This window comes from Streptomyces celluloflavus (assembly GCA_000720995.1).
Lineage (GTDB): Bacteria > Actinomycetota > Actinomycetes > Streptomycetales > Streptomycetaceae > Streptomyces > Streptomyces celluloflavus.
This window is the reverse complement of the sequence record JOEL01000062.1, coordinates 1-21,565: the sequence shown is the minus strand read 5'-3', so window position 1 is coordinate 21,565 and position 21,565 is coordinate 1. Positions and strand designations below refer to the sequence as shown.

General features: G+C 72.9%; 22 protein-coding genes and 1 other RNA gene. 13 read left to right on the top strand and 10 right to left on the bottom strand.

All coding sequences use genetic code 11. The annotated features are described in order from the left end of the window. Positions 1-6: 6 nt before the first annotated feature. Genes IH09_RS32615 through IH09_RS32600 form a run of 4 tightly spaced genes read right to left on the bottom strand, consistent with a single transcriptional unit; the run spans position 7 to position 3,702 of the window. On the bottom strand, positions 7-612 hold the full coding sequence (locus IH09_RS32615) for a response regulator (protein WP_052861162.1): 606 nt from the start codon (positions 610-612) through the stop codon (positions 7-9). Next, positions 609-1,997: a histidine kinase gene (locus IH09_RS32610; RefSeq protein WP_052861161.1), complete on the bottom strand. Its 1,389-nt coding sequence runs from the start codon at positions 1,995-1,997 to the stop codon at positions 609-611. The genes IH09_RS32615 and IH09_RS32610 overlap by 4 nt, the downstream gene beginning before the upstream one ends. After that, positions 1,997-2,725, bottom strand: coding sequence for an ABC transporter permease (locus tag IH09_RS32605; protein WP_052861160.1), 729 nt, complete (start codon positions 2,723-2,725; stop codon positions 1,997-1,999). The genes IH09_RS32610 and IH09_RS32605 overlap by 1 nt, the downstream gene beginning before the upstream one ends. Continuing rightward, a complete protein-coding gene (locus tag IH09_RS32600; protein WP_110952736.1) occupies positions 2,725-3,702 on the bottom strand; it encodes an ABC transporter ATP-binding protein in 978 nt (325 codons plus the stop codon). Before IH09_RS32600 ends, IH09_RS32605 begins: the two co-directional genes overlap by 1 nt. Positions 3,703-3,982: 280 nt before the next feature. Here IH09_RS32600 and IH09_RS32595 point away from each other — a divergent pair, with 280 nt between their 5' ends. From IH09_RS32595 to IH09_RS32585, 3 genes are all read left to right on the top strand, one after another. Then, positions 3,983-4,879 carry a MaoC/PaaZ C-terminal domain-containing protein gene (locus tag IH09_RS32595; protein ID WP_052861158.1) on the top strand — a complete coding sequence of 299 codons (897 nt, stop codon included), beginning with the start codon at positions 3,983-3,985 and terminating at the stop codon, positions 4,877-4,879. A gap of 120 nt (positions 4,880-4,999) precedes the next feature. Next, positions 5,000-6,076, top strand: coding sequence for an alcohol dehydrogenase catalytic domain-containing protein (locus IH09_RS32590; protein WP_052861157.1), 1,077 nt, complete (start codon positions 5,000-5,002; stop codon positions 6,074-6,076). 64 nt (positions 6,077-6,140) lie between these two features. After that, a complete protein-coding gene (locus IH09_RS32585) occupies positions 6,141-7,100 on the top strand; it encodes a 3-oxoacyl-ACP reductase (RefSeq protein WP_052861156.1) in 960 nt (319 codons plus the stop codon). 156 nt (positions 7,101-7,256) lie between these two features. On the opposite strand, the gene IH09_RS39465 is transcribed toward IH09_RS32585, so the two are convergent. Then, positions 7,257-7,424 carry a hypothetical protein gene (locus tag IH09_RS39465; RefSeq protein ID WP_165484873.1) on the bottom strand — a complete coding sequence of 56 codons (168 nt, stop codon included), beginning with the start codon at positions 7,422-7,424 and terminating at the stop codon, positions 7,257-7,259. A gap of 129 nt (positions 7,425-7,553) precedes the next feature. Next, positions 7,554-8,987: a hypothetical protein gene (locus IH09_RS32580; protein ID WP_240150561.1), complete on the bottom strand. Its 1,434-nt coding sequence runs from the start codon at positions 8,985-8,987 to the stop codon at positions 7,554-7,556. A 266-nt stretch (positions 8,988-9,253) separates the two neighbouring features. Here IH09_RS32580 and IH09_RS32575 point away from each other — a divergent pair, with 266 nt between their 5' ends. The 4 genes from IH09_RS32575 to IH09_RS32560 all read left to right on the top strand — a co-directional run bounded on the left by IH09_RS32575 (position 9,254) and on the right by IH09_RS32560 (position 13,207). Further along, positions 9,254-10,285 (top strand): ABC transporter substrate-binding protein, encoded by a 1,032-nt coding sequence (locus IH09_RS32575; protein ID WP_052861155.1) that lies wholly within the window; start codon positions 9,254-9,256, stop codon positions 10,283-10,285. Between the two features lie 112 nt (positions 10,286-10,397). Then, positions 10,398-11,282 carry a Nif3-like dinuclear metal center hexameric protein gene (locus IH09_RS32570; RefSeq protein WP_052861154.1) on the top strand — a complete coding sequence of 295 codons (885 nt, stop codon included), beginning with the start codon at positions 10,398-10,400 and terminating at the stop codon, positions 11,280-11,282. Further along, positions 11,279-12,022, top strand: coding sequence for a zinc ribbon domain-containing protein (locus tag IH09_RS32565; RefSeq protein ID WP_190233479.1), 744 nt, complete (start codon positions 11,279-11,281; stop codon positions 12,020-12,022). The genes IH09_RS32570 and IH09_RS32565 overlap by 4 nt, the downstream gene beginning before the upstream one ends. 3 nt (positions 12,023-12,025) lie before the next feature. Further along, positions 12,026-13,207, top strand: coding sequence for a bifunctional RNase H/acid phosphatase (locus IH09_RS32560; RefSeq protein WP_052861153.1), 1,182 nt, complete (start codon positions 12,026-12,028; stop codon positions 13,205-13,207). A gap of 144 nt (positions 13,208-13,351) precedes the next feature. Here IH09_RS32560 and IH09_RS32555 read toward each other — a convergent pair whose 3' ends face one another. Further along, complete coding sequence (locus IH09_RS32555; RefSeq protein WP_052861152.1) at positions 13,352-14,029, bottom strand: bifunctional 4-hydroxy-2-oxoglutarate aldolase/2-dehydro-3-deoxy-phosphogluconate aldolase; 678 nt, start codon at positions 14,027-14,029, stop codon at positions 13,352-13,354. 114 nt (positions 14,030-14,143) lie between these two features. Further along, entirely contained in the window at positions 14,144-14,941 is a 798-nt protein-coding gene (gene yaaA, locus IH09_RS32550; RefSeq protein ID WP_052861151.1) for a peroxide stress protein YaaA, read from the bottom strand. A 205-nt stretch (positions 14,942-15,146) separates the two neighbouring features. On the opposite strand from yaaA, the gene IH09_RS32545 reads away from it, so the two are divergent. After that, positions 15,147-16,631, top strand: coding sequence for an RNB domain-containing ribonuclease (locus tag IH09_RS32545; RefSeq protein ID WP_052861176.1), 1,485 nt, complete (start codon positions 15,147-15,149; stop codon positions 16,629-16,631). A gap of 80 nt (positions 16,632-16,711) precedes the next feature. Here IH09_RS32545 and IH09_RS32540 read toward each other — a convergent pair whose 3' ends face one another. Both IH09_RS32540 and IH09_RS32535 read right to left on the bottom strand, forming a co-directional pair. Then, entirely contained in the window at positions 16,712-17,386 is a 675-nt protein-coding gene (locus tag IH09_RS32540; protein WP_190233477.1) for a hypothetical protein, read from the bottom strand. Positions 17,387-17,406: 20 nt separating this feature from the next. Continuing rightward, positions 17,407-18,291, bottom strand: a complete 885-nt coding sequence (locus tag IH09_RS32535) for a MerR family transcriptional regulator (RefSeq protein WP_052861150.1) — start codon at positions 18,289-18,291, stop codon at positions 17,407-17,409. Between the two features lie 165 nt (positions 18,292-18,456). On the opposite strand from IH09_RS32535, the gene rnpB reads away from it, so the two are divergent. From rnpB to IH09_RS39455, 5 genes are all read left to right on the top strand, one after another. Beyond that, positions 18,457-18,868, top strand: an RNA gene (rnpB, locus tag IH09_RS32680) — RNase P RNA component class A. A gap of 840 nt (positions 18,869-19,708) precedes the next feature. Continuing rightward, positions 19,709-20,191, top strand: a complete 483-nt coding sequence (locus IH09_RS39460) for a peptidoglycan-binding protein (protein ID WP_052861148.1) — start codon at positions 19,709-19,711, stop codon at positions 20,189-20,191. After that, positions 20,188-20,424, top strand: coding sequence for a hypothetical protein (locus tag IH09_RS32520; protein WP_052861147.1), 237 nt, complete (start codon positions 20,188-20,190; stop codon positions 20,422-20,424). Before IH09_RS39460 ends, IH09_RS32520 begins: the two co-directional genes overlap by 4 nt. Before the next feature lie 19 nt (positions 20,425-20,443). Beyond that, the gene (locus IH09_RS32515; protein WP_052861146.1) at positions 20,444-20,701 is read left to right on the top strand and encodes a hypothetical protein; all 258 of its coding nucleotides are present in this window, start codon (positions 20,444-20,446) and stop codon (positions 20,699-20,701) included. Between the two features lie 18 nt (positions 20,702-20,719). Then, complete coding sequence (locus IH09_RS39455; RefSeq protein WP_190233476.1) at positions 20,720-21,343, top strand: hypothetical protein; 624 nt, start codon at positions 20,720-20,722, stop codon at positions 21,341-21,343. Positions 21,344-21,565 lie beyond the last annotated feature (222 nt).

Genomic DNA, 21,565 nt, shown 5'->3' with positions numbered 1-21,565 from the left:
CGCCCGCTACAGCCAGCCGTTGCGGCGGGCGGCCCGTACCGCCTCCATGCGGTTGCGGGTGCCGGTCTTGCCGATGGCCGCCGAGAGGTAGTTGCGGACGGTGGCCTGGGACAGATGCAGCTTGCCGGCGATATCGGCGACCGTCGCACCGTCCACCGCCGCGGTGAGCACATCGCGCTCGCGCGGGGTGAGCGGATTGGGCCCGGCGCTCAGCGCCGCCGCGGCCAGCCCCGGGTCGATGACCCGCTCACCGGCCAGCACCCGCCGGACCGCCGCCGCCAGATCCTCCACCGGGCCGTCCTTGACCAGGAACCCGGACGCCCCCGCCTCCATCGCCCGCCGCAGATAGCCGGGCCGGCCGAACGTCGTCACGATCAGCACCTTGCAGGACGGCAGCCGGTCGCGCAGATCGGCCGCGGCGTCCAGACCGCTGCGGCCGGGCAACTCGATGTCCAGCAGCGCGACATCGGGCCGGGCCGCCAGGGCGGCGTCGACGATCTGATCGCCCGCCGGGACCTGGGCCACCACCTCCATGTCCTCCTCCAGGTCGAGCAGCAGCGCCAGCGCGCCCCGCATCATTCCCTGGTCCTCGGCCAACAGGAGCTTGATCACCTGGCCACCTCCGCCACATCCGTCATCTCGACCGTGTCCACCGGCAGCTCGGCCACGACCCGGAAGCCGTGCCGGCCGTCGGGGCCGCTCGTCAGCGTGCCACCCACCACGGCCAGCCGTTCGGCCAGCCCCTTCAGACCCGTACCGCCCACCGGGCCCGCGCCGTGCTCCCCCCGCGCACCGGGCCCGCCGTCCGCCGCCCCCGCGCCGCCCCGGCCGTCCTCGGCGTACCAGTGCGGACCGTGGCCACGCCGCCCGTCCTGGCCGGGGACCGGAGCGGGACCGGTGCCGACGGGGCCGCGGCCGTCGTCCGTGAGCGTCAGCCGGACCCGTTCGGCGTCGGCGCGCACCTCGATCTCGCAGCGGGTCGCGCCGCTGTGCCGGACGGCGTTGGTGACGCCCTCGCGGACCACCCAGCCCAGCAGCGCCCCGGCCTGCGGCGGCAGCGGTGGCCCCGACTGCCGCACGACCGGTTCGATCCCGGCCGCCTCCAGCGCCGAACGGGCCCGGTCCAGCTCGGTGGCGAGGCTGCCCTCGCGATAGCCGGTGACCGCCTCCCGGATCTCGGTCAGCGCCTGCCGGCCGACCGCCTCGATATCGGCGGCCTGTGCGAGCGCCTTGTCCAGATCGCGCGGCGCCAGCCGGCGGACCGCCTCGGCCTTGACCACCACCACGGACAGCGTGTGCCCCAGCAGATCGTGCAGATCGCGGGAGAACCGCAGCCGCTCCTTCTCCACGGCGCTGCGGGCCAGCTCCTGCCGGGTGGCCTTCAGCTCGTTGATGGTGTCGAACAGGCTCAGGACCGTCGCCGTCACCATGCCGGACAGGAAGGTGCCGTACCCGACGCCGAACGAGCCCCAGGGCTCGTCACCGCGCAGGCCCGCCAGAACCCCGGCCGAGCAACTGAGCGCGATCAGCCACAGGCCGAGCTTCTTGCCGCGCAGGGCCCGCACCGTGCCGGAGGCCAGCGACAGCAGCGGGAAGAACAGGAACCAGGTGCCGCCGAAACCGAGCGCGACGGCGTAGGTGAGCACGGTCAGCGCGCCCAGGGCGTAGAGCGGATACCGGGTGTCGCGTCGCCGGGGGTCGAAGGAGGCGAAGACGACGCTGATGTAGAGGGAGTTGAAGGCGAGGAGAGCGGCGCCGGCCAGCCAGGGGTTGCCCGACCTCCCCTGGATGATGTGGGAGAACGCGCCCAGGCCCAGCAGCAGCCAGGGCAGGAAGGTGTACCGGCCCGGCCCCTTGCCGGGCTCCGGCTCCGGCCACCCCGGCTCGCCCGGACCGTCGTCCGCGCCGCCCCGGGCACCCCTGCCCCAGGGGCCCTTGGCGCAGCCCCGTTCCCGTGTGTTCCGCACTGCCGTTTCCCGGTCCTTGTCCTCGTACATCACACCGTGCGTGCGGCCCGACGGTACGCGTACACCGCGTATCCGCCGAACAGCGCCAGCCACGCGGCCAGCACCGCCACGGTGGTGACGCCCGGCGCGCTGCCGTGCGTGACGCTCTGCCCGAGGTCGGCGAAGCGGTTGGCGGGCGTCCAGACGGCGAGCGAACGCAGCCAGTCGGGGAACGCCGCCACCGGGAACCACAGACCGCCGACTATCGAGAGCAGCAGCAGACAGCCGGTGTTGACCAGGCCGGTGGCCTGCGAGGAGAGGCGGTAGCCGTTGCCGAGGCCGAGCAGGGTGAAGGGCGTGGTGCCGATCCACAGCAGCACGATCAGCGCGGCCCACTGCCACACCGGCATCCGGACGCCGTTGACCAGCCCGCCCGCCAGCAGCACCGACACGATGGCGGGCAGCACCGTGACCGAACCGGTCAGCCCGCGGCCGACCACCACCCGCGCCGGGCTCAGCGGTGTGCTCCGCAGCTGCCGCAGCCAGCCCAGGCTCTTGTCCTCGGCGACACCGGTGCCGGTGCCGATCGCGGCGCCCAGCGCGCCGTACGCGGCCATCCCCACCATCGCGGAGACCTTCCACTCCGCGTCGGCGCCGCCGGGGCCGGCCGCGATGCGGGTGAACAGCAGATACATCAGCACCGGCATCCCGATACCGAAGAGGACGAAGGACTTGTCGCGCAGCGTGCGGCGCACTTCGAGGCGGATGTAGTCGAGCATCAGACGGTCTCCTCCGGGGACGGGCCGCCGGCGTCGGCCGGGGCGGCGGTGAGCAGCAGGAACGCGTCCTCCAGGCTGGCGGGCGCGACCTCCAGACCGCGGACGAGGCCGAGCCCGGCCAGCGCCAGGACCGTCGCGTCGGAGTCCGCGGTGCGCAGCAGCGCGCGGTCACCGCGCACCTCGACCGCGGTCACCCCGGGCAGCTCCGGCAGCCGCCCGGCCGGCGCGCCCGCGAGTTCGAACGAGACCAGCGCTCCGCCGGCCCGCCGCTTTATCTCCTCGCCGCTGCCGTCCGCGGTCACCCGGCCGCGGTCGATCACCACGATCCGGTCGGCGTTGTCGTCCGCCTCCTCCAGATAGTGGGTGGAGAACAGGAGGGTGTTGCCGCGCCGCGCGTAGGCCCGCATGGCGCGCCAGAACGTCCGCCGGGCCTCGACGTCCAGCGCCGCGGTCGGCTCGTCCAGCACCAGCAGTCCGGGGTTGCCGGCCAGCGCCACCGCGAAGCGGACCCGCTGGGCCTGCCCGCCGGACAGCCGGTCCACCCGGCGGTCGGCGAAGGCCCCCAGGCCCGCCAGCTCCAGGGCCTCCGCCACCCGCATGGGGCGGGGGTAGGTGGCGGCGACGAAGGCGACCAGTTCGCGGACGGTGACCCGCGGGATGGGCTTGCCGTCCTGGAGCATGGCCCCCACCCGGCCCGCCCGCACCGCCGCCCGGGGCTCCTCGCCGAACAGCCGCACCGTCCCCGAACCGGGCGGCAGCAGCCCCAGCAGCATGCTGATGGTGGTGGACTTCCCGGCGCCGTTGCGGCCGAGCAGCGCCACCGTCTCGCCGCTGCCGATCGTCAGATCCAGCCCGTCCACCGCGCGGACCGCACCGTAACTCCGGGTGACCCCGGAGAACGCCACCGCCGCCGTGCCACCCGCACTCCGCGGGCGGCTCACCGGTCCGGCCGCCTCTCGTACGCCTGTTGTCGTCATGTTGTCGACGCTACGCAGAGTTACCCGGCCGCGGCAGATGCGAATGTATGCGATCACCCCTGACAAATGTCATGGTGCCTGTCGGGAGCCCGTATCTGACATGGTGTCAGGGGACTTCCGGGCGCCGGGCGGATCGGCTATACATGAGTGCCATCGGCTAGAACGCGTTCTAGAAGTGTGTGTGGGGCGCGGCCGGGCCGACCAGAAACGACCCCGGCGCGGCCGACGGTGCGGACGGCCGGGCCGGGGTCTCACACCGTGGTGAAGGAGCGACCGCCCCATGCCCATCGACGCCGCCAAGGCCACCTCCGCCGAGCCGCGGACCACCGAACTCGCCTGGGACCACAAGGACGTCCAGCTCTACCACCTGGGCATCGGCGCCGGCGCGGCCACCCCGGAGAAACCGCACCCCGCCACCGACCCCGGCGAACTGCGCTACACCCTGGAGCGCGCGCTGCACGTACTGCCCAGCTTCGCCACCGTCGCGGGCGGCGGTATGGCGCTGGCCGGCGGGCTCTCCGCCCCCGGCATCGACGTCGAGCTGGCCGCCGTCCTGCACGGCGGCCAGAGCGTCACCGTGCACCGCCCGCTCCCGGTGAGCGGCCGCGCCACCCAGACCTCCACCGTCCCCGCCGTCTACGACAAGGGGCACACCCGGAGCAACGCCGCCGTCATCGTGCTCCGTTCCGAAGTCGCCGACCAGGACGGTCCGCTGTGGACCTGCGACACCCAGATCTTCGTGCGCGGCGAGGGCGGCTTCGGCGGTGCGCGCGGCCCCGCCACACGCCTCGAACTCCCCTCGCGCGCCCCCGACCTGACCGCCGAGCGGTACCTGCGTGAGGACCAGGCGCTGCTCTACCGCCTCTCCGGCGACTGGAACCCGTTGCACGCCGACCCGGACTTCGCCCGGCTCGCCGGCTTCGACCGGCCGATCCTGCACGGTCTGTGCTCGTACGGCGTCACCCTCAAGGCCGTCGTCGACCTGGCGCTGGGCGGCGACGTCTCCCGCGTCCGCGCGTACACCACCCGCTTCGCGGGCGTCGTCTTCCCCGGCGAGACGCTGCGCCTGCGGATCTGGCGCGAGGCACCGGAGCCCGGCCGCATCCAGGTGGCGGTCACCGCCGCCGACCGCGACGACGCCCCGGTCCTCGCCGACACCGTCATCGACCACACCTGACGCACCCGGCGCATACGACCGCCACCCCACTCTGCTCGCCCCCACCTCACCCCACTCTGTTCGCCCCCACCTCATCCCACCCCGCACATGTCCGTACGTACGTACAAGAGGAGCCGCACCGTGCGCGCAGCCGTACTGCACGAGACAGGACAGGAAACCCTCGAAGTCCTCGACGACGTCGAGGCGGTGGGCTTCGGGCCCGGCAAGGTCAGGATGCGGGTACGGGCGACCGGACTGTGCCACTCCGACCTCTCCGCGATGAGCGGGGTGCTGCCGCAGCCCGCCCCCTTCGTCCCCGGGCACGAGGGCGCCGGCGAGATCCTCGACGTCGGCGACGGCGTCACCGGCCTCCACCAGGGCGATCGGGTGCTGATGTGCTGGCTGCCCGCCTGCGGCAGCTGCGCGTCCTGCAAGCGCGGCCAGACCCACCTGTGCCTGGCGGGCTTCCTGAACGCCGGTACACCCAACTTCCGGCGCGCCGGCGGGGAGGTCTTCGGCTTCGCCGGTACCGGCACCTTCGCCGAGGAGGTCGTCGTCGCCGCCAACTGCGCGGTCCCGATCCCGGACGACGTCCCGTACGAGATCGCCGCACTGATCGGCTGCGGTGTCACCACCGGGCTCGGCGCGGCCCTCAACACCGCCCGGGTGGAAGCCGGGTCCTCGGTCGCGGTGATCGGCTGCGGCGGCGTCGGTATCGCCACCATTCAGGGCGCGCGGGCCGGTGGCGCGGCCCAGATCATCGCCGTCGACCCGGTGGCCGCCCGCCGCGAGGCCGCGCTGCGCTTCGGCGCCACCGAGGCACTCGCCCCCGAGGAGTTCGCCGACGCCAAGGCCCGGATCACCGCGGGGGAGGGCTTCGACTACGTCTTCGAGGTGGTCGGCAAGTCCGCCACCGCCCGCACCGCCTACGAGATGACCCGGCGCGGCGGCACCCTGTGCATCGTCGGCGCGGGCGCCCTGGACGACACCTTCCAGGTCAATATGTTCGAGCTGTTCTTCGACGAGAAGCGGATTCTGCCGTCGCTGTACGGCGGCGCCGACGTGTTGCGCTCCTACGAGCGGGCCATCGCCCTGTGGCGGGCCGGCCGGATCGACCTCGAAGGCATGATCACCCACCGGGTACGGCTCGACGAGGTCAACGACGCCGTCGACCAGATGCGCACCGGCACCGCGCTGCGCACCTGCATCGAGATCTGAGCGACCCGATCGACCTCAGAGATCTGAGGGATTTGAGAGACCTGAGCGACCTGGGAGGACGGCAATGGGAGAACCGGCAGCACAGTCAGCACCACTCGCGGGCCTGACCGCGATCGTCACCGGCGCCGGGCGCGGGCTGGGCCGGGCCGAGGCGCGGGAACTGGCCCGGCTGGGCGCCAATGTGGTCGTCAACGACTTCGGGCAGCCGGGACGGGACGGCTCGGGCGAGGCATCCGCCGCGCCCGCCGAGGAGACCGCCGCCGGGATCCGTGCGGCGGGCGGCCGGGCCACCGCCCACCTCGGCGACGTCGCCGACTTCGAGCAGGCCCGCGCCCTGGTCCAACTCGCCGTCGACACGTACGGACAGCTCGACATCCTGGTCAACAACGCGGGCATCCTGCGCGACCGGATGGTCTTCTCCATGAGCGAGGACGAGTGGGACACGGTGATCCGCGTCCACCTCAAGGGGCACTTCAACACCACGCACTTCGCCGCTATCCACTGGCGCGAACGCGCCAAGGCGGCCGGCGGCCCGGTCCACGGCCGGATCGTCAACACCTCCTCCGAAGCGTTCCTCGCCGGATCGGCGGGGCAGCCCAACTACGCGGCGGCCAAGGGCGGCATCGTCGGCCTCACCACCTCCACGGCGCTGGCGCTGGCCAAATACGGGGTGACCGCCAACGCCATCTGCCCGCGCGCCCGCACCCGGATGACCGAGGACGTCTTCGCGGGCTTCCAGGAACCGGCGGACGGCACCCTCGACGTGCTCGCCCCCGAACACGTCTCACCGCTCGTCGGCTATCTGGCCTCACCGGCCGCGGCCGGGGTCAACGGTCAGCTGCTGGTCGTGCACGGCGGCATGGTCGCCATCGCCGAACGGCCGCGGATCGCCGCCAAGTTCGACGCCCCGCACGAGGCGTTCAGCTTCGACGAACTGGACGCGGTGCTGACGCCGTACTACGCCGCGCGCCCGCCGAACGAGACCTTCGCGGCGGCCGAGGTGCTGGGCCTCAAACACGGCTGACCCCCGCCGGACCGCCGCACCCGACGACGGCCGTGGCCACCGCACACGGGAACGGCCGTGGCCACCGCCCGCGCGAACGCGGTGCGGCGGCCACGGCCGTCGTCCTGAGCGCGGGCGGCATCGGCAGAGACCTGCCCCGGTCCGCCCGCCGGCCGGCTACACGCGCTGGGACTGCTCGTTCCTGCGGTGCCGCCCGTTGGCGTCGGCCATGGCCTCCTCCGAGGCGGCCGGACCACGGTGTTTGCCGGCGTGTGCCGCCGCTGCGGCCTGGGCGGATGCCTCCGGTGGGAGCGCCTCGGTCGATTCGGTTCGGGCTTCGGACATGGAAAAGTCACTCCGTCAGATCGCTTACAGCTGTACGCGTCGGGACCTCCGCGGCAACACCGTCGGCGGCCGGGTCAACCGGCTGCGTAGCCCCCGCCCCGATTTTAGAACGGGGCGGCAATTCGCGCGCTACCGGGCCTCCCTGGTCGCCAGCGGTGCCTGTTGCAGCGGCACCGGCCTGCACATCTGGGGATGCGCGGGGGCGCGCCGAGGTTGCCTCGCCGGTGCTTCCGCCGGTCCGGACGGCGCGTACGCCGCGCCGGCGTACGCCGAGGCCGGAGCGGTTTCGCCGTACGGGCCGCGAGAGAGGTGCGGCAGATCTTCGAGGTGTCCGAGGCGTCCGAGGTGTCCGAGGTCACCGAGGCGGCAGGCGTCGCCGGCGGCGGGGCTGCCGTCCCTGCCGGGGGAGCGGACGAGGATCCGCCCACCGGTCCACGGCGCCCCGCCCGGCACACCGCCACGGACACGGTCCGCAATGCCGCCCGGGATGCCGCCCGGGGCGCACCCCGTGGCGCCGCCCGGCACGCCGCCCCGCCCGGCGCCCGCGTCCGGTGCCGGCGGCAGGGTCGGCACCGCGACCCCGCACGGCACCGAGTGCGTCGAGTACGGCAGCAGCAGCGCGCCCTCCGCCGTCCACAGCCCGGCGCCGGCCAGCCAGCCGTCCGGTGCCGGAAGCTGCCGCAACTGCCGTTCCGCGGGCCGCCATACGCCCAGCCACGTACCGCCCGGTGCGTCGATCCGGAACGCCACCGCGCAGTTCTCCGGCGTCAGCGCCTGCCCCGGCTGGACGGCGAACGGCGTGAGTACGGCCCCGGCCGGCCGCAGGCACTCGGGGAAGCGCATCGGCCGGCAGCTGCCGAGCACGCCCCACCCCAGCCGGTCGTACCCCGGTGCGTCGGACCGCACGATCAGCAGGCCGCTGTCCGGATCGGCGAGCAGCAGCCGGTCGTCGCTCTCCTCGGTGATCTGGAGCAGTTCGCTGGTCTCGCCGCCCCGCTCCAGGTCGACGGCCACGGTCTTCGTCCGGCCGGCCAACTCCCGGTCCAGCGCCAGCAGCCGGCCGCACCGGTCCAGCCAGGCGCCGCCGGTACACCGCCCCGGCACCTCGGCGACCGGCTCGGGTCCCCGCGTCCCGCCGGTCACCAGCCACACCGTGGTGGAGTACGGGCCGGGCGCCAGGGCGTAGCCGAGCAGCCCGCCCGGGGCGGGCGGCAGCAGGGTCAGTTCGGGCGCCGCCACGGCACCGAGCGGGAGTTCGCCGGTCCCCGGGCCCGCCGGGTAGAGCAGCGAGAAGGCGAAGTGGCCCGCGATCCGGCGCCGGATCAGCACCCGGCCGTCCGCGAGCGGCAGCAGTTCACTGTCCGGCTCCTCCGGCTGATGGCCGGGCAGCGGTACGGCGTACGGCTCCGGGCCGCTCAGCGTCCAGCGCTCCGGGAACCGGCTCCCGGCGGCGTCGGCGTGCCGGGCGAGCCGGGCGGCGTACGAGCCGTCGGCGGCGATCGTCAGCGCCGCGCGGTGCGGGCTGCCGAGGGCCGGAATGTCCTCACTGGCGCAGATCGTCATCGAATGCGCACCTCCAGTCGGGAACCGAAGCTAGTTTTCGCGGTTCCGGACGATCGGCGATGGTTGCCCTGGTTCACGCATATGGATGGTGGTTGTCCGATTCGCCTGCGCCGGGTGGAGCGGCTGTGCCTCTCGCTCGTACCGGACGGGGCGGCTGTGCTTCGGATTTCAACAGTGCGTAAGGTTAGGCGGGCCTAAGTTCGTTCTGCGCTGTCCGGGCCGTCCCCTGCGGTCCTCCTGGCAGCCGATCTCCCCTGGAGTGCGTGATGTCCCTTCGCCGCCGCGGTGCCGCCGCCATCGCCCTCGCCGCCGCCGGCGCCCTGTCGCTCGCGGCCTGTGGCTCGTCCGACTCGGGCGGCGGCAAGAGCGACAACGGCGCCGGATCGAAGTCCGTCGCCCAGGGCGGCAAGGACTTCGGCTCGGCCGCCGAGCAGACCGCGAAGATGGGCACCGACGCCAAGCCCGGCGAGTTCCCGCGCACCATCAAGCAGGCGATGGGCACCACCACGCTCAAGGCCGCCCCCAAGCGCGTCATCGTCCTGGACGTCGGCGAACTCGACAACGTCGTCTCGCTCGGCATCAAGCCGGTCGGCTACGCCCCCACCGAGGGCGACGCGGCCCTCCCGCCCTACCTCAAGAAGGACGCCGGCGACCCCCAGAGCGTCGGCACCATCAACGGCCTCAACCTGGAGGCCATCAACAAGCTCAAGCCCGATCTGATCCTGGGCAGCAAGCTGCGCGCCGAGAAGCAGTACGCACAGCTCAGCAAGATCGCCCCGACCGTCTTCTCCATCCGCCCCGGCTTCACCTGGAAGCAGAACTACCTGCTCAACGCCGCCGCCCTGGACAAGACCGCCGAGGCGAAGGCGAATCTGGCCGCCTACGAGGCCAAGGCGAAGAAGCTCGGCGAGGACATCGGTACCGAGAAGCCGACCATCACGATGCTGCGCTACATGCCGCAGTTCACCCGGCTCTACGCCCAGCAGTCGTTCATCGGCACCATCCTCAAGGACACCGGCCTGCCGCGGCCCAAGAACCAGCAGGTCAATGACCTCGCCACCGAGGTCAGCCCGGAGAACATCAACCAGGCCGACGCGGACTGGATCTTCACCGGCGTCTACGGCGACCCCAAGTCCACCAAGCGCGACACCGCCGAGAACAACCCGCTGTGGAAGAACCTCAAGGCGGTCAAGGAAGGCCACGCCAAGAACGTCAAGGACGAGACCTGGTACCTGGGCCTGGGCGTCACCGCCGCCAACAGCGTCCTGGACGACCTGCGCGGCTTCCTCGTCAAGTAGCACCTGCCGGGCCGCGGCCCCTCGGCCCGGCCCCGCGGCAGGGCCACCGCGGCCGTCGCCCCGCGGACCGCGGCTCGTCGCAGGGGCACGGGCGGGAGGTAACCTTCCACCCGTGCCCGCACTGTCTGAAGTCCTCGCCGCGCTCGACGCCCTCTGGCCCCCCGAGCGGGCCGAACAGTGGGACGCCGTCGGCCCGGTCTGCGGAGACCCGGACGCCGAGATCGGCCGCGTGCTGTTCGCCGTCGACCCGGTCCAGGAGATCGCCGACGAGGCCGTCGCACTCGGCGCCGACCTCCTCGTCACCCACCACCCGCTCTATCTGCGCGGGACGACGACGGTGGCGGCCACCACCTTCAAGGGCCGGGTCGTGCACACCCTCATCAAGCACGACATCGCGCTGCACGTCGCGCACACCAACGCCGACACCGCCGATCCCGGCGTCTCGGACGCCCTGGCCGGCGCCCTGGACCTGCGCATCACCGGCCCGCTGGTGCCCGATCCGAGCGACCCGGCGGGCCGCCGGGGCCTCGGCCGGATCTGCGAGCTCGCCCACCCGATGACCCTGGCCGACTTCACGGCGTACGCCGCCGCGCGGCTGCCCGCCACCGCCCAGGGCGTCCGGGCGGCCGGCGACCCGGACCGCGAGATCCGTACCGTCGCCGTCTCCGGCGGCTCGGGCGACAGCCTCTTCGCCGACGTACGGGCGGCCGGTGTGGACGCCTTCCTCACCGCCGACCTGCGCCACCACCCGGCCTCCGAGGCCACCCAGCACAGCCGGGACCCCCGGCACGGCCCGCCGGCGCTGCTCGACGCGGCGCACTGGGCCACCGAATGGCCGTGGTGCGAGCAAGCCGCGGCCCAGCTCGACGCGGTCTCCGACCGGCACGGCTGGGGACTGCGCACGCATGTCTCCCGTACGGTCACCGACCCCTGGACCGCCCACGCGGCGTCCGCCCCCCTCACCACCCCGACGAATACAACAGGAGCCCCAAGCTGAACGCCGCGCCCGCCGACCAGATCCGTCTCCTTGAGGTCCAGGCCCTGGACGTCCGCCTCACGCAGCTCGCGCACAAGCGCAAGAACCTCCCCGAGCACGCCGAGATCAGCGCCCTGGAGGCCGACCTCACCCAGCAGCGCGACCTCCTGGTCGCCGCGCAGACCGAGGAGAGCGACACCTCCCGCGAGCAGACCAAGGCGGAGCAGGACGTGGACCAGGTGCGCCAGCGCGCCGCCCGCGACCAGAAGCGCCTGGACTCCGGCGCCGTCACCTCGCCCAAGGACCTGGAGAGCCTCCAGCGCGAACTGACCTCGCTGGCCAAGCGCCAGGGCGACCTGGAGGACGTCGTCCTGGAGGTCATGGAGCGCCGCGAGTCCGCCCAGGAGCGGGTCGCCGAGCTGACCGGCCGGGCCGACTCCCTCCAGGCCAAGGTCGACGACGCGGTCGCGCGCCGGGACGCCGCCTTCGCCGGTATCGACGCGGAGGCCGCCACGGCCACCAAGGAGCGCGAGCTGACCGCCGCCGACATCCCGGCGGCCCTCCTGGGGCTCTACGACAAGATCCGGGTCAAGGAGGGCGGCATCGGTGCGGCCCGCCTCTACCAGCGCCGCTGCGAGGGCTGCCGGCTGGAGCTGAACATCACCGAGATCAACGATGTGCGGGCGGCCGCCGCCGACACCGTCGTCCGGTGCGAGAACTGCCACCGCATCCTGGTCCGTACGCCGGACTCGGGTCTGTAGGCAATGGCACGCACGTTCATCGTCGAAGCGGACGGCGGCTCCCGGGGCAACCCGGGGCCGGCCGGCTACGGCGCGGTCGTCCTCGACCCGGCGACCGGTGAGGCGCTGGCCGAGGCCGCCGAGTTCATCGGCACCGCGACCAACAACGTCGCCGAGTACAAGGGACTGCTGGCCGGACTGCGGGCCGCGCACGCCCTGGACCCGCAGGCGCGCATCCACGTGCGGATGGACTCCAAGCTCGTCGTCGAGCAGATGTCGGGCCGCTGGAAGATCAAGCACCCGGACATGCGACCGCTGGCCGCCGAGGCCAAGACGGTCTTCCCGCCCACTCAGGTCACCTACGAGTGGATCCCCCGGGAGCAGAACAAGCACGCCGACCGGCTCGCCAACGAGGCGATGGACGCCGGGCGGATCGGCAAACAGTGGGAGCCGCGCGACTCCCGGGCCGCGCTCGCCACCGGGTCCGCGCGCAGCACCGCGGCGCGCGCCGCCGACGAGGCGGCCGAGGCGGCCGCCGCCCCGCGCACCCCGGCGGCCGGCTGGGGCGCCGCCGCCGACCTGGGCACGCCCGCGACCTTCGTCCTGCTGCGGCACGGCGAGACCGCGCTCACCCCGGAGAAGCGCTTCTCCGGCAGCGGCGGCGGCGACCCCGAACTCTCCGCCGCGGGCCGCCGGCAGGCCACGGCGGCCGCCGCCGCGCTCGCGGCCCGCGGCACCGTCCAGGCCGTCGTCAGCTCACCGCTGCGGCGCTGCCGGGAGACCGCCGACACGGTGGCGGCCCGGCTCGGCCTGGAGGTCCGTATCGAGGACGGGCTGCGCGAGACGGACTTCGGGGCCTGGGAGGGGCTGACCTTCGCCGAGGTCCGCGAGCGCCACCCCGAGGACCTGACCGCCTGGCTCGGCTCCACCAAGGCGGCGCCCACCGGCGGCGGTGAGTCGTTCGCGACGGTCGCCCGCCGGGTCGCGGTCGCCCGCGACAAGCTCATCGCGCGCTATACGGGCAAGACCGTGCTGCTGGTGACCCATGTGACGCCGATCAAGATGCTGGTCCGGCTGGCGCTCGGCGCACCGCCCGAGTCGCTGTACCGGATGGAGCTCTCGGCGGCGTCCCTGTCGGCGGTCGCCTACTACGCCGACGGCAACGCGTCGCTGCGGCTGCTGAACGACACCTCGCATCTGCGCTGACGCGATGCCCGGCGCGGGCGGCCGGACGGCTGGACACGTACGCCGACGGGCCCGGCACCTCGACCGAGGTGCCGGGCCCGTCGGCATACGCGGGCGGCGCGGCGCGGGGCGACGGCCCGCGCGAGGGCACTCCGGGGCGCCGTCTCAGCGCCCCAACGCGGCGGCCTCGCGGGCGAGTTCGCGCACCCGGCCCCAGTCCTTCGCGGCCAGCGCGTCGGCGGGCAGCATCCAGGTGCCGCCGACGCAGCCGACGTTGGGCAGTGCGAGGTACGCGGGCGCGGAGGCCAGGCCGATACCGCCGGTCGGGCAGAACCGGACCTGCGGCAGCGGCGCGGCCAGCGACTTCAGATACGCCGTCCCGCCGGCCGCCTCGGCCGGGAAGAACTTCATCTCGGTGATGCCCTCGTCGAGCAGCGTCACGACCTCCGACGCCGTCGAGACGCCGGGCAGGAACGGCACACCGGAGTCCCGCATTGCGCCCAGCAGCCGCGGCGACCACCCCGGGCTCACCAGGAACCGCGAACCGGCCGCGCGGGCCGCGTCGACCTGTTCGGGGTTGAGCACGGTGCCCGCGCCGATCACCGCGTCGGGGACCTCGTCGGCGATGGCCCGGATCGCGTCCAGCGCGGCGGGCGTACGCAGGGTCACCTCGATCGCGGGCAGCCCGCCCGCGACGAGCGCGCGGGCGAGCGGGACGGCGTCGGCGGCGTCGTGCAGGACGACGACGGGGATGACGGGGGCGAGCCCGAGGACCGAAGGGGCGGCGGGCGCTGAGGCGGCGGTGGGCACGGGGGAGGAGGCGGCGCTAGTCACGCCGCCCATACTGCTCCCACTGCCCCACTCTCCGCAACGACCGTTGCGCATGTTGCAATGTCGACGGGAGTGCCGCCTACGGCAGCGCCCGCGCCGTCACATGGCGGCCGCGCCGAATCGCCCCTACAACTCCGTCACGATCACATCGAGCGCCCACGCCTTGCCGCCCTTCGCCGGGGCCTGCGCCTCCACCGCGTACCCCAGCCCGCGCAGCGCGTCCACCAGCTCCGCGGGGCCGGCCGGTGTGAGCCCCGCCGTCAGCAGATCCCGGACCAGCCGGCCCTTGGTCGCCTTGTTGAAGTGACTGACCACCGACCGCTTCTCGACCCCGGCCACGGTCTTCGACTGGAGCACCCGCACCGTCGCGGTCCGCCCGGCGACCTCGCCCTTGGGCCTCCACGCCGTCGCGTACGCCGCCGAACGCAGGTCGAGCACCAGCGAGTCGCCCGCCGCCGCGGGCAGCACCTCGGCCATCGGCGCCCGCCAGTACGCGCCCAGCGCGCCGAGCCCCGGCAGCTTCACGCCCATCGAACAGCGGTAGGACGGGATCCGGTCGCCGATCCGTACGGCGCCCCAGAGCCCCGAGAACACCAGCAGCGAGCGCTCCGCCAGCTTGCGCGCCGGCGCGTCCAGTGTCGCGAGCCCGAGGGCGTCGTAGAGCACCCCCGTGTAGATCTCGCCGGCCGGCCGCGTCCCGGCGGTGCGCAGTCCCGCGTTCTTGGCGATCTCGCCCTTCAGGCCCTCGCTGAGTCCCAGCACTTCCTGGGCCTTGGTCTCGTCCGCCGCGCACAGGTCGACCAGTTCCGCCAGCACCGCCGCCCGCGCCGGAGCCAGCCCCGGCAGCGACAGCGCCTCCACCGACAGCGGCGCACCGGCCCCTCCCGCGGCCTTCCCTTCGGACGGCGGCAACAGCACGAGCACGGTGATCTCCTTCGCGGCGGTACGGGCGGCCGGACGCGGCCCCGGAAAAAGCCTAGGGCCTGCGGCGGGCGGCCCGAGCACCCACCGGGCGGCCACGGCACCGGAACGGCCGCGGGCGGACACGGACGGTACGGAGACGGGCACGGTGCACCGCCCCGGACCGTACGCCGCGCCGGGAGCGCCGGGCCGCCATACGCTCGGTTTCATGCCCCGTCGCCATATGCATGTGACCGATGCGGCCGAGGCGCCGCTGCGTGCCGCGCTGCGTGAGCTGCGCGGACAGCTGGAGATCCCGGAGCACTTCCCGCTGACGGCGCAGGCCGAGGCGGAGAGCGCCGCGCGCGCCCCGCGCATCCCCGCCCCCGGTGGCAACGTGGTGACCGAGCACAGCCTGGAGGACGCCACCGACCTCCCCCTCTTCACCATCGACCCGCCCGGCTCCCTCGACCTCGACCAGGCCATGTTCCTGTCCCGGCGCCGCGGCGGCGGCTTCCGCGTCCACTACGCCATCGCCGATATCGCCTCCTTCGTGACCCCGGGCGGCGCGCTGGACGCCGAGGCGCACCACCGGGTGACCACCCTCTACTTCCCCGACGAGCGGGTTCCGCTGCATCCGCACGCCCTGAGCGAGGGCGCCGCCAGCCTGCTGCCCGACCAGGACCGCCCGGCCGTCCTGTGGGAACTCGACCTGGACGCGCACGGCGCGCTGACCGCCGCCTCCGTCCGCCGCGCACTGGTCCGCTCCCGCGCCCGGCTCCACTACGCGGGCGTCCAGCACGTCATCGACGACAGGACGGCCGAGGAACCGCTCGCCCTGCTCCGCGACATCGGGCTGCTCCGCGAGGAACGGGAGATTGCCCGGGGCGCGATCTCCCTCAACGTCCCCGAGCAGGAAATCGTCGAGCACGACGGCCGCTACACCCTCGAATACCGCGCCCCGCTCCCCGCCGACGGCTGGAACGCCCAGATCTCCCTGCTCACCGGCATGGCCGCCGCGGACCTGATGCTCACCTCCGGCACCGGCATCCTGCGTACGCTGCCCACCGCCCCGGACGGCTCGGTCGCCCGGCTGCGGCTGACCGCCCGCGCCCTCGGCGTCGACTGGCCCCACCACACCTCGTACGCCGCCCTCATCCGCACCCTCGACCCGCGCCGCGCCACCCACGCCGCCTTCCTCCAGGAATGCACCACCCTGCTGCGCGGCGCCGGCTACACCGTTTTTGACGGCACCGCTCCGGCCGCCGCCCACGCCCTGCACGCCGCCGTCGCCGCCCCGTACGCGCACACCACCGCGCCGCTGCGGCGGCTCGTCGACCGCTACACGTCCGAACTGTGCCTGGCCGCCTCCGCCGGTACGGACCCGCCCGACTGGGTCCGTACCGCGCTGCCCGCCCTCCCGCAGGAGATGCAGACCGGCACCCACCGCGCCAACCAGGTCGAGCGGGCCTGCGTCGATCTCGTCGAGGCGGCCCTGCTGCGCGACCGGGTCGGCGAGATCTTCGAGGCGCTGGTCGTGGAGATCCAGGAACAGAACCCCACCCAGGGCACCGTCCACCTCTACGAACCGGCGGTCATCGGCCACATCGAGACCACCCCCGACGGCCCCGGACTCCCCCTCGGCCACCGCATCCGGGTCCGCCTCACCACCGCAGAACCGGGCCGGGAACCGGTGCGGTTCACACCTGTGTAGGGGGTGCAGGGCGTACGGGGGCGGCGCGGAGCGGGCATGCGGCTGCGGGGGGTGGCGTGGAGCGGGCGCACCCGGCCGGCTCACGTCCGGTCGGCCCGCGGCCTGCCCTCGTCCGGCGCCGCCACCGCCGTGCGCACGGCCGCGACCATGCCCCGCGCGTCATCGGCATGGAACCGCACCGTACGCACCGCCGGCCGCCTCCCCGACAGCCGTACGGCCACGACCGGTTCGCGCAGCTCAACGGTCACCGACGTCTGCCCGCCCACCGCGAACGCCAGCACGTCCGATCCACGCTTCACCCCTGCTTCCCCCGCTGCCTCGCTCCTGCTCCCGCTCCCCGCCGGTGCGGACCGCAGGTCGTAGCGGACGGAGACGATCCGCTCCAGCGGTATCCGTATCTCCATCCGGGCGGCATCGCGCAGCCACAGCACCCCGCTCCCCAGGACATGCGGCCGGGTGACGGCCGCGGCCTGCATCCCCAGCATCATCAGCAGCGCGTAGACATCGACGACCAGCATCACCCCGTGTGCCACCGGATGGTCCCGGAGCAGCACGGCGAGCCCGACCGTCTCGACCACGCACACGAACGTCAGCCCGTACACCAGCGCCGCCTGGGCCGACGCGTACCCGAAGGCCCGGTCACCCGCCGCCACCCCGATCCGCCGCCGCGCCACCCACCACCCCAGGCTCACCAGCCACCGCACCTCATGCCCGCCCAGCCGCCGCACCCGCTCCGCCAGCCCCGGTGTCCCCACGTCCCTTCCCGCCCCGCCACTCACAGCTCCCTCGCCCCCTTCTCCGTGCTCGCCTGGCTCCCCCTGCTCTCCCTCTCCAACTGTCCGATCAGCCGGATCGTCTGCCGCACCGCCGCCGCCTGCGCCGGTGCGAGATCCGCGAGGACCGCTCCCATGACTCCCGCCCCGCCACTCCCGCCGTCGTCCGTCACTCCGCGCTGCCACTCCCGCTCCATGGCGCTCTCCACCGCCGTCGCACCCTCGGCCACCAGGCGCCGCGGCAGACAGTCCGCCAGTGCCCGCGCCACCTCGGCCACCCGTGGATCGTCCGGCTCCGCGTCCGCCAGCCCGTCGAGCAGCGCGTACACCTCGTACGCGCGCTCCATCGCGCCCGGCCCCGCGAACGTCTCCCGCAGCGTCGCCATCACCGGCGCCAGCTCCCCGGGGCTGGTGATGGTCTCCAGCAGCGCCAGTCCCTCGCGCTCCTTCGCGGCCATCGCGGGCTCGGGCCCCGGCAGCGTGGCCGAGGTACGCGCCATCTCCGCGAACAGCTCGGCCAGTTGCTCCGACACGGGCCCCTCGTCCGGCAGCCCGCCGTGCTCGTCCGCCTGCCGCAACAGCGCCCCCAGCCGCACCCGGCGGGCCCGGATCGCCTCCTCCTGCCGCGCCAGGTCCGCGTCCAGCTCGACGAGCACGTCCCGCAGCTCCCGCCCGGCGTCGTCGGCCAGGACGTCCCGGACCTCCTCCAGGCAGAGCCCCAGCTCCGTCAGCCGCCGCACCCGCGCGAGTGCCGCCGCGTCCCGTATCCCGTACTCCCGGTAGCCATTGGCCCGCCGCGCCGGCTCCGGCAACAGCCCCAGGTGGTGGTAGTGGCGCACGGTACGGGTGCTGACCCCGACCAGCGCGGCGAGTTCTCCGATCCTCATGGGGCCAGTAGAAACGTTGACGCAACGACAAGGTCAAGGCTCGGGGACGCGGCCGGGACCCGGGACGGGTCCGCCTTCCGGCCCGCGGCCCCGGCCTGCGCGGACGCCCGTCGGCCCGTCGGTCCCCGCCCCCGTCCGTACGGGTAGCATGGTCGGCACGGCGGACGAGCCGGCCGGGCGGCCGCGTGGGGATCTTGCGATCCTCCCGAGGAACGTCCGGGCTCCACAGGGCAGGGTGGTGGGTAACGCCCACCCGGGGTGACCCGCGGGACAGTGCCACAGAAAACAGACCGCCGGGACCGCAAGGTCCAGGTAAGGGTGAAACGGTGGTGTAAGAGACCACCAGCCTCCGAGGTGACTCGGAGGGCTAGGTAAACCCCACCCGGAGCAAGGTCAAGAGGGGCCGCCATCCCGAAAGGGACGACGACCCTGCGCGGACGATCGAGGGCTGCCCGCCCGAGTCCGCGGGTAGACCGCACGAGGCTGCCGGCAACGACAGCCCTAGATGGATGGCCGCCTCCCCTCGGCCCGCAAGGACCGGGGGAGACAGAACCCGGCGTATAGGCCGACTCGTCCGCCGTACAAGCCCCTGACCTGCGGCGAAGGGGCGTTTTCTGTGGTCCCAAAGCCCCCGTGGGGAGAATTTGGGGAGAATCAGCAGGACCGCGTGGCCCGGGGGAGCCGCCCGAGCCCGAGGCGTCGCCCCCGCCGTCTCCTCCGGCCAGCCATGAGCCGAGCGCCGCGATTCCACACCGTCCCGCTTCCGGAAGGAAGTGGATGTACGTTCGCAAGGTGAAAGCCGGGTCGCTGTGGCCCAGCCATTCCGCCAGTTTCGCGATCGTCTCACCGGCCTGGAGAACGATGGACGCGAAGGTGTGACGGAGGACGTGGAAGCCGTCCGCCCGGGGCATGTTCCACTCGAATCGACGCCATGGCCTCTTGCCCTTGCCCTGCACCATCGTGATCGAGGGCTCGGCGATGACGCCGGCCGCGGCGAGCGCCGGCTTCCAGTGCTTGTCGTCGAAGGTGCTGCGATTGACGGCACCGCGGCGCGGAGTCGTCACCAGCAGCCGGACCGTCTTCAGGGGCCGCTCGTCCCAGGCGAGATTCGGCCGGTCCGGGTCCACCCACGGGAGGGTGACCTCGACCGTCGGGAACGCCGCCGCGTGCGCCATGATGCTCTCTGCCAACTCCGGCGTACACGGGGCATCACGTTCCTTGTTGCCCTTCGGCGGGGCAAAGGCCAAGTGACCGTTGACCTTGATGACCTGACGGGTCACGTGAATGACGTCGCCGTCCACGTCGTCCGGGCTCACCGCGAACGCCTCGCCTTGGCGCAGACCGGAGCCGACGCTGAGGTCCACCAGGATGCGGTAGCGCTTGTCCAGCTCGCCGCGTACCGCCTGGACACGATCCCGTGCCCAAGCCTTCGCCTTGCTCTTGGGCTTACGTCACGACCGTCGGCCAGGCCCTCGTCGCCCACGGCTTCGGCCGCTACTACCGCGTCGGCCCCGGTCCCACCTGGACCGACGCGGACACCCGCGCCTACGCCGCTTGGCAGCGCTCCCTCGGCTTCCGCGGCCCGGACGCCGACGGCATTCCCGGACCCACCTCCCTCCGGCGCCTCCTCGGCGGAGGAACCCACGCCAAGCCGCAGACCCCGCCGCCGTTCCCCGGCCGCGCGGCCGTCCGCTACGGCGCCCGCGGCCCGGCCGTCCTGAAGGTCGACCACGCCCTGGTCCGACACGGCTACGGCCGCTACCTCACCTACGGCCCGTCCACCTCCTACGGCCACACCACCCGCGCCGGCGTGAAGGCGTTCCAGCGCGCCCAGGGCTGGCGCGGCCCCGACGCTGACGGCAACGTCGGCCCGATCACCTGGCGAAGGCTGATGCGATGACCGACCGCGACCCGCTCGGCCTCACGATCGGCGCCCGCGAAATCTACGACGAGGTCGTCGGCCTCCGCGAAGACGTGCGCTCCGTCGTCCAGAACTCCGAAAACGTCCGCGGCACTCTCACCAACCACGAGGGCCGCCTCCGCGCCCTGGAGCGCTGGAAGTACGCCCTGCCCCTGGCCCTGCTCACCGCACTCGGCACAGCGATCGCCGAAGCCCTCCGCGCCCTTACCTAACCCCGCTCATGGAGCCGACATGCGTGACATCCTCCGCAACAACCCGGTGATGGTCCGCTCCACCATCGTCGCTCTGCTGTCCCTCCTCGGGACCGGCGTCCCCACCCTGGCCGACATCGCCGTCAACGAAACCGTGATCGGCGCCGGCGTCGCCCTCGCCTCCATCTGGCTCGGCCTCGGCGCACACCAACGCGTAACGCCGACACACAAGATCACTGATCACTCTGACAGGGGCGGAAACTCCACTGTCCGGAACACCCATCACGGTGGTCGCTGAGTCGTGTAGGAAACTCTCATGGACCCCATTGCCCCCGCTGCCGTTCGAGCCTCCGGCAGCATTGCCAGTGCCATCTTCGGCCGCAACCGCTCCGTAGGCGTGGCCCGCATCGGCAGCGCCGAAGACCGTGCTCAGGCATATCACCGCTTCATGGAAGCCGCTCAGCTTTGCACGTCCACCATGTTCGAGTACTTCATGCGCCGAAGAGAGGCCACGCATCCGTCTCCGCTGCGGCAGCCTCTTTGGCGAATTTACCGCCATTGGTGTGCCGAGCAGGCGCGCACACGGATGTTTCAGGCTTACGCTGAACTCCAAGCCGCCTTCATGGGAATCCATTTATGTGCGCCGCCCCTGGTGCGAGAAGCAGCTCAGAACGTGATGGACGTGCTTCCTCGCTTTGAGGAACGTCCGGACGACTACATGAGCGTGTTCGCAGATCACGCCATGGGGCAGACGGAATTTCTCTTAGCTGCCCGACATGATCTCGCTTACAACCCCAAGCCTTGGCAGTTCCTTCGAAAGCGGCGTGAACGCCAATACCTGAAGGAAGTCAAGCAGCGATACAACGGAATCCTCGACGGCACCGTTCCGGATTCGGACGCTTTGCGAGAAGAACTCCGTCGACTAGGTAAGGAAAGGTGAGCCGACTCCTGACCATTACCCGTCGTTGGCATGGTCCTGGCGTCCGCTCTACGAACGCGCGCCTCCGATCCGGCATGTGGCCGGATCGGAGGCGCTCTTCGCTTGGTGGCCGTGATCACGGGCCTTAGTACTGCAACGACACTCCGTGACTCGATGCGGTCGTCGTCGTTGCTTGCTTCGTGGTGGATGAGATAGCTGATGGTTGGTCAGATCTGTTCGGTG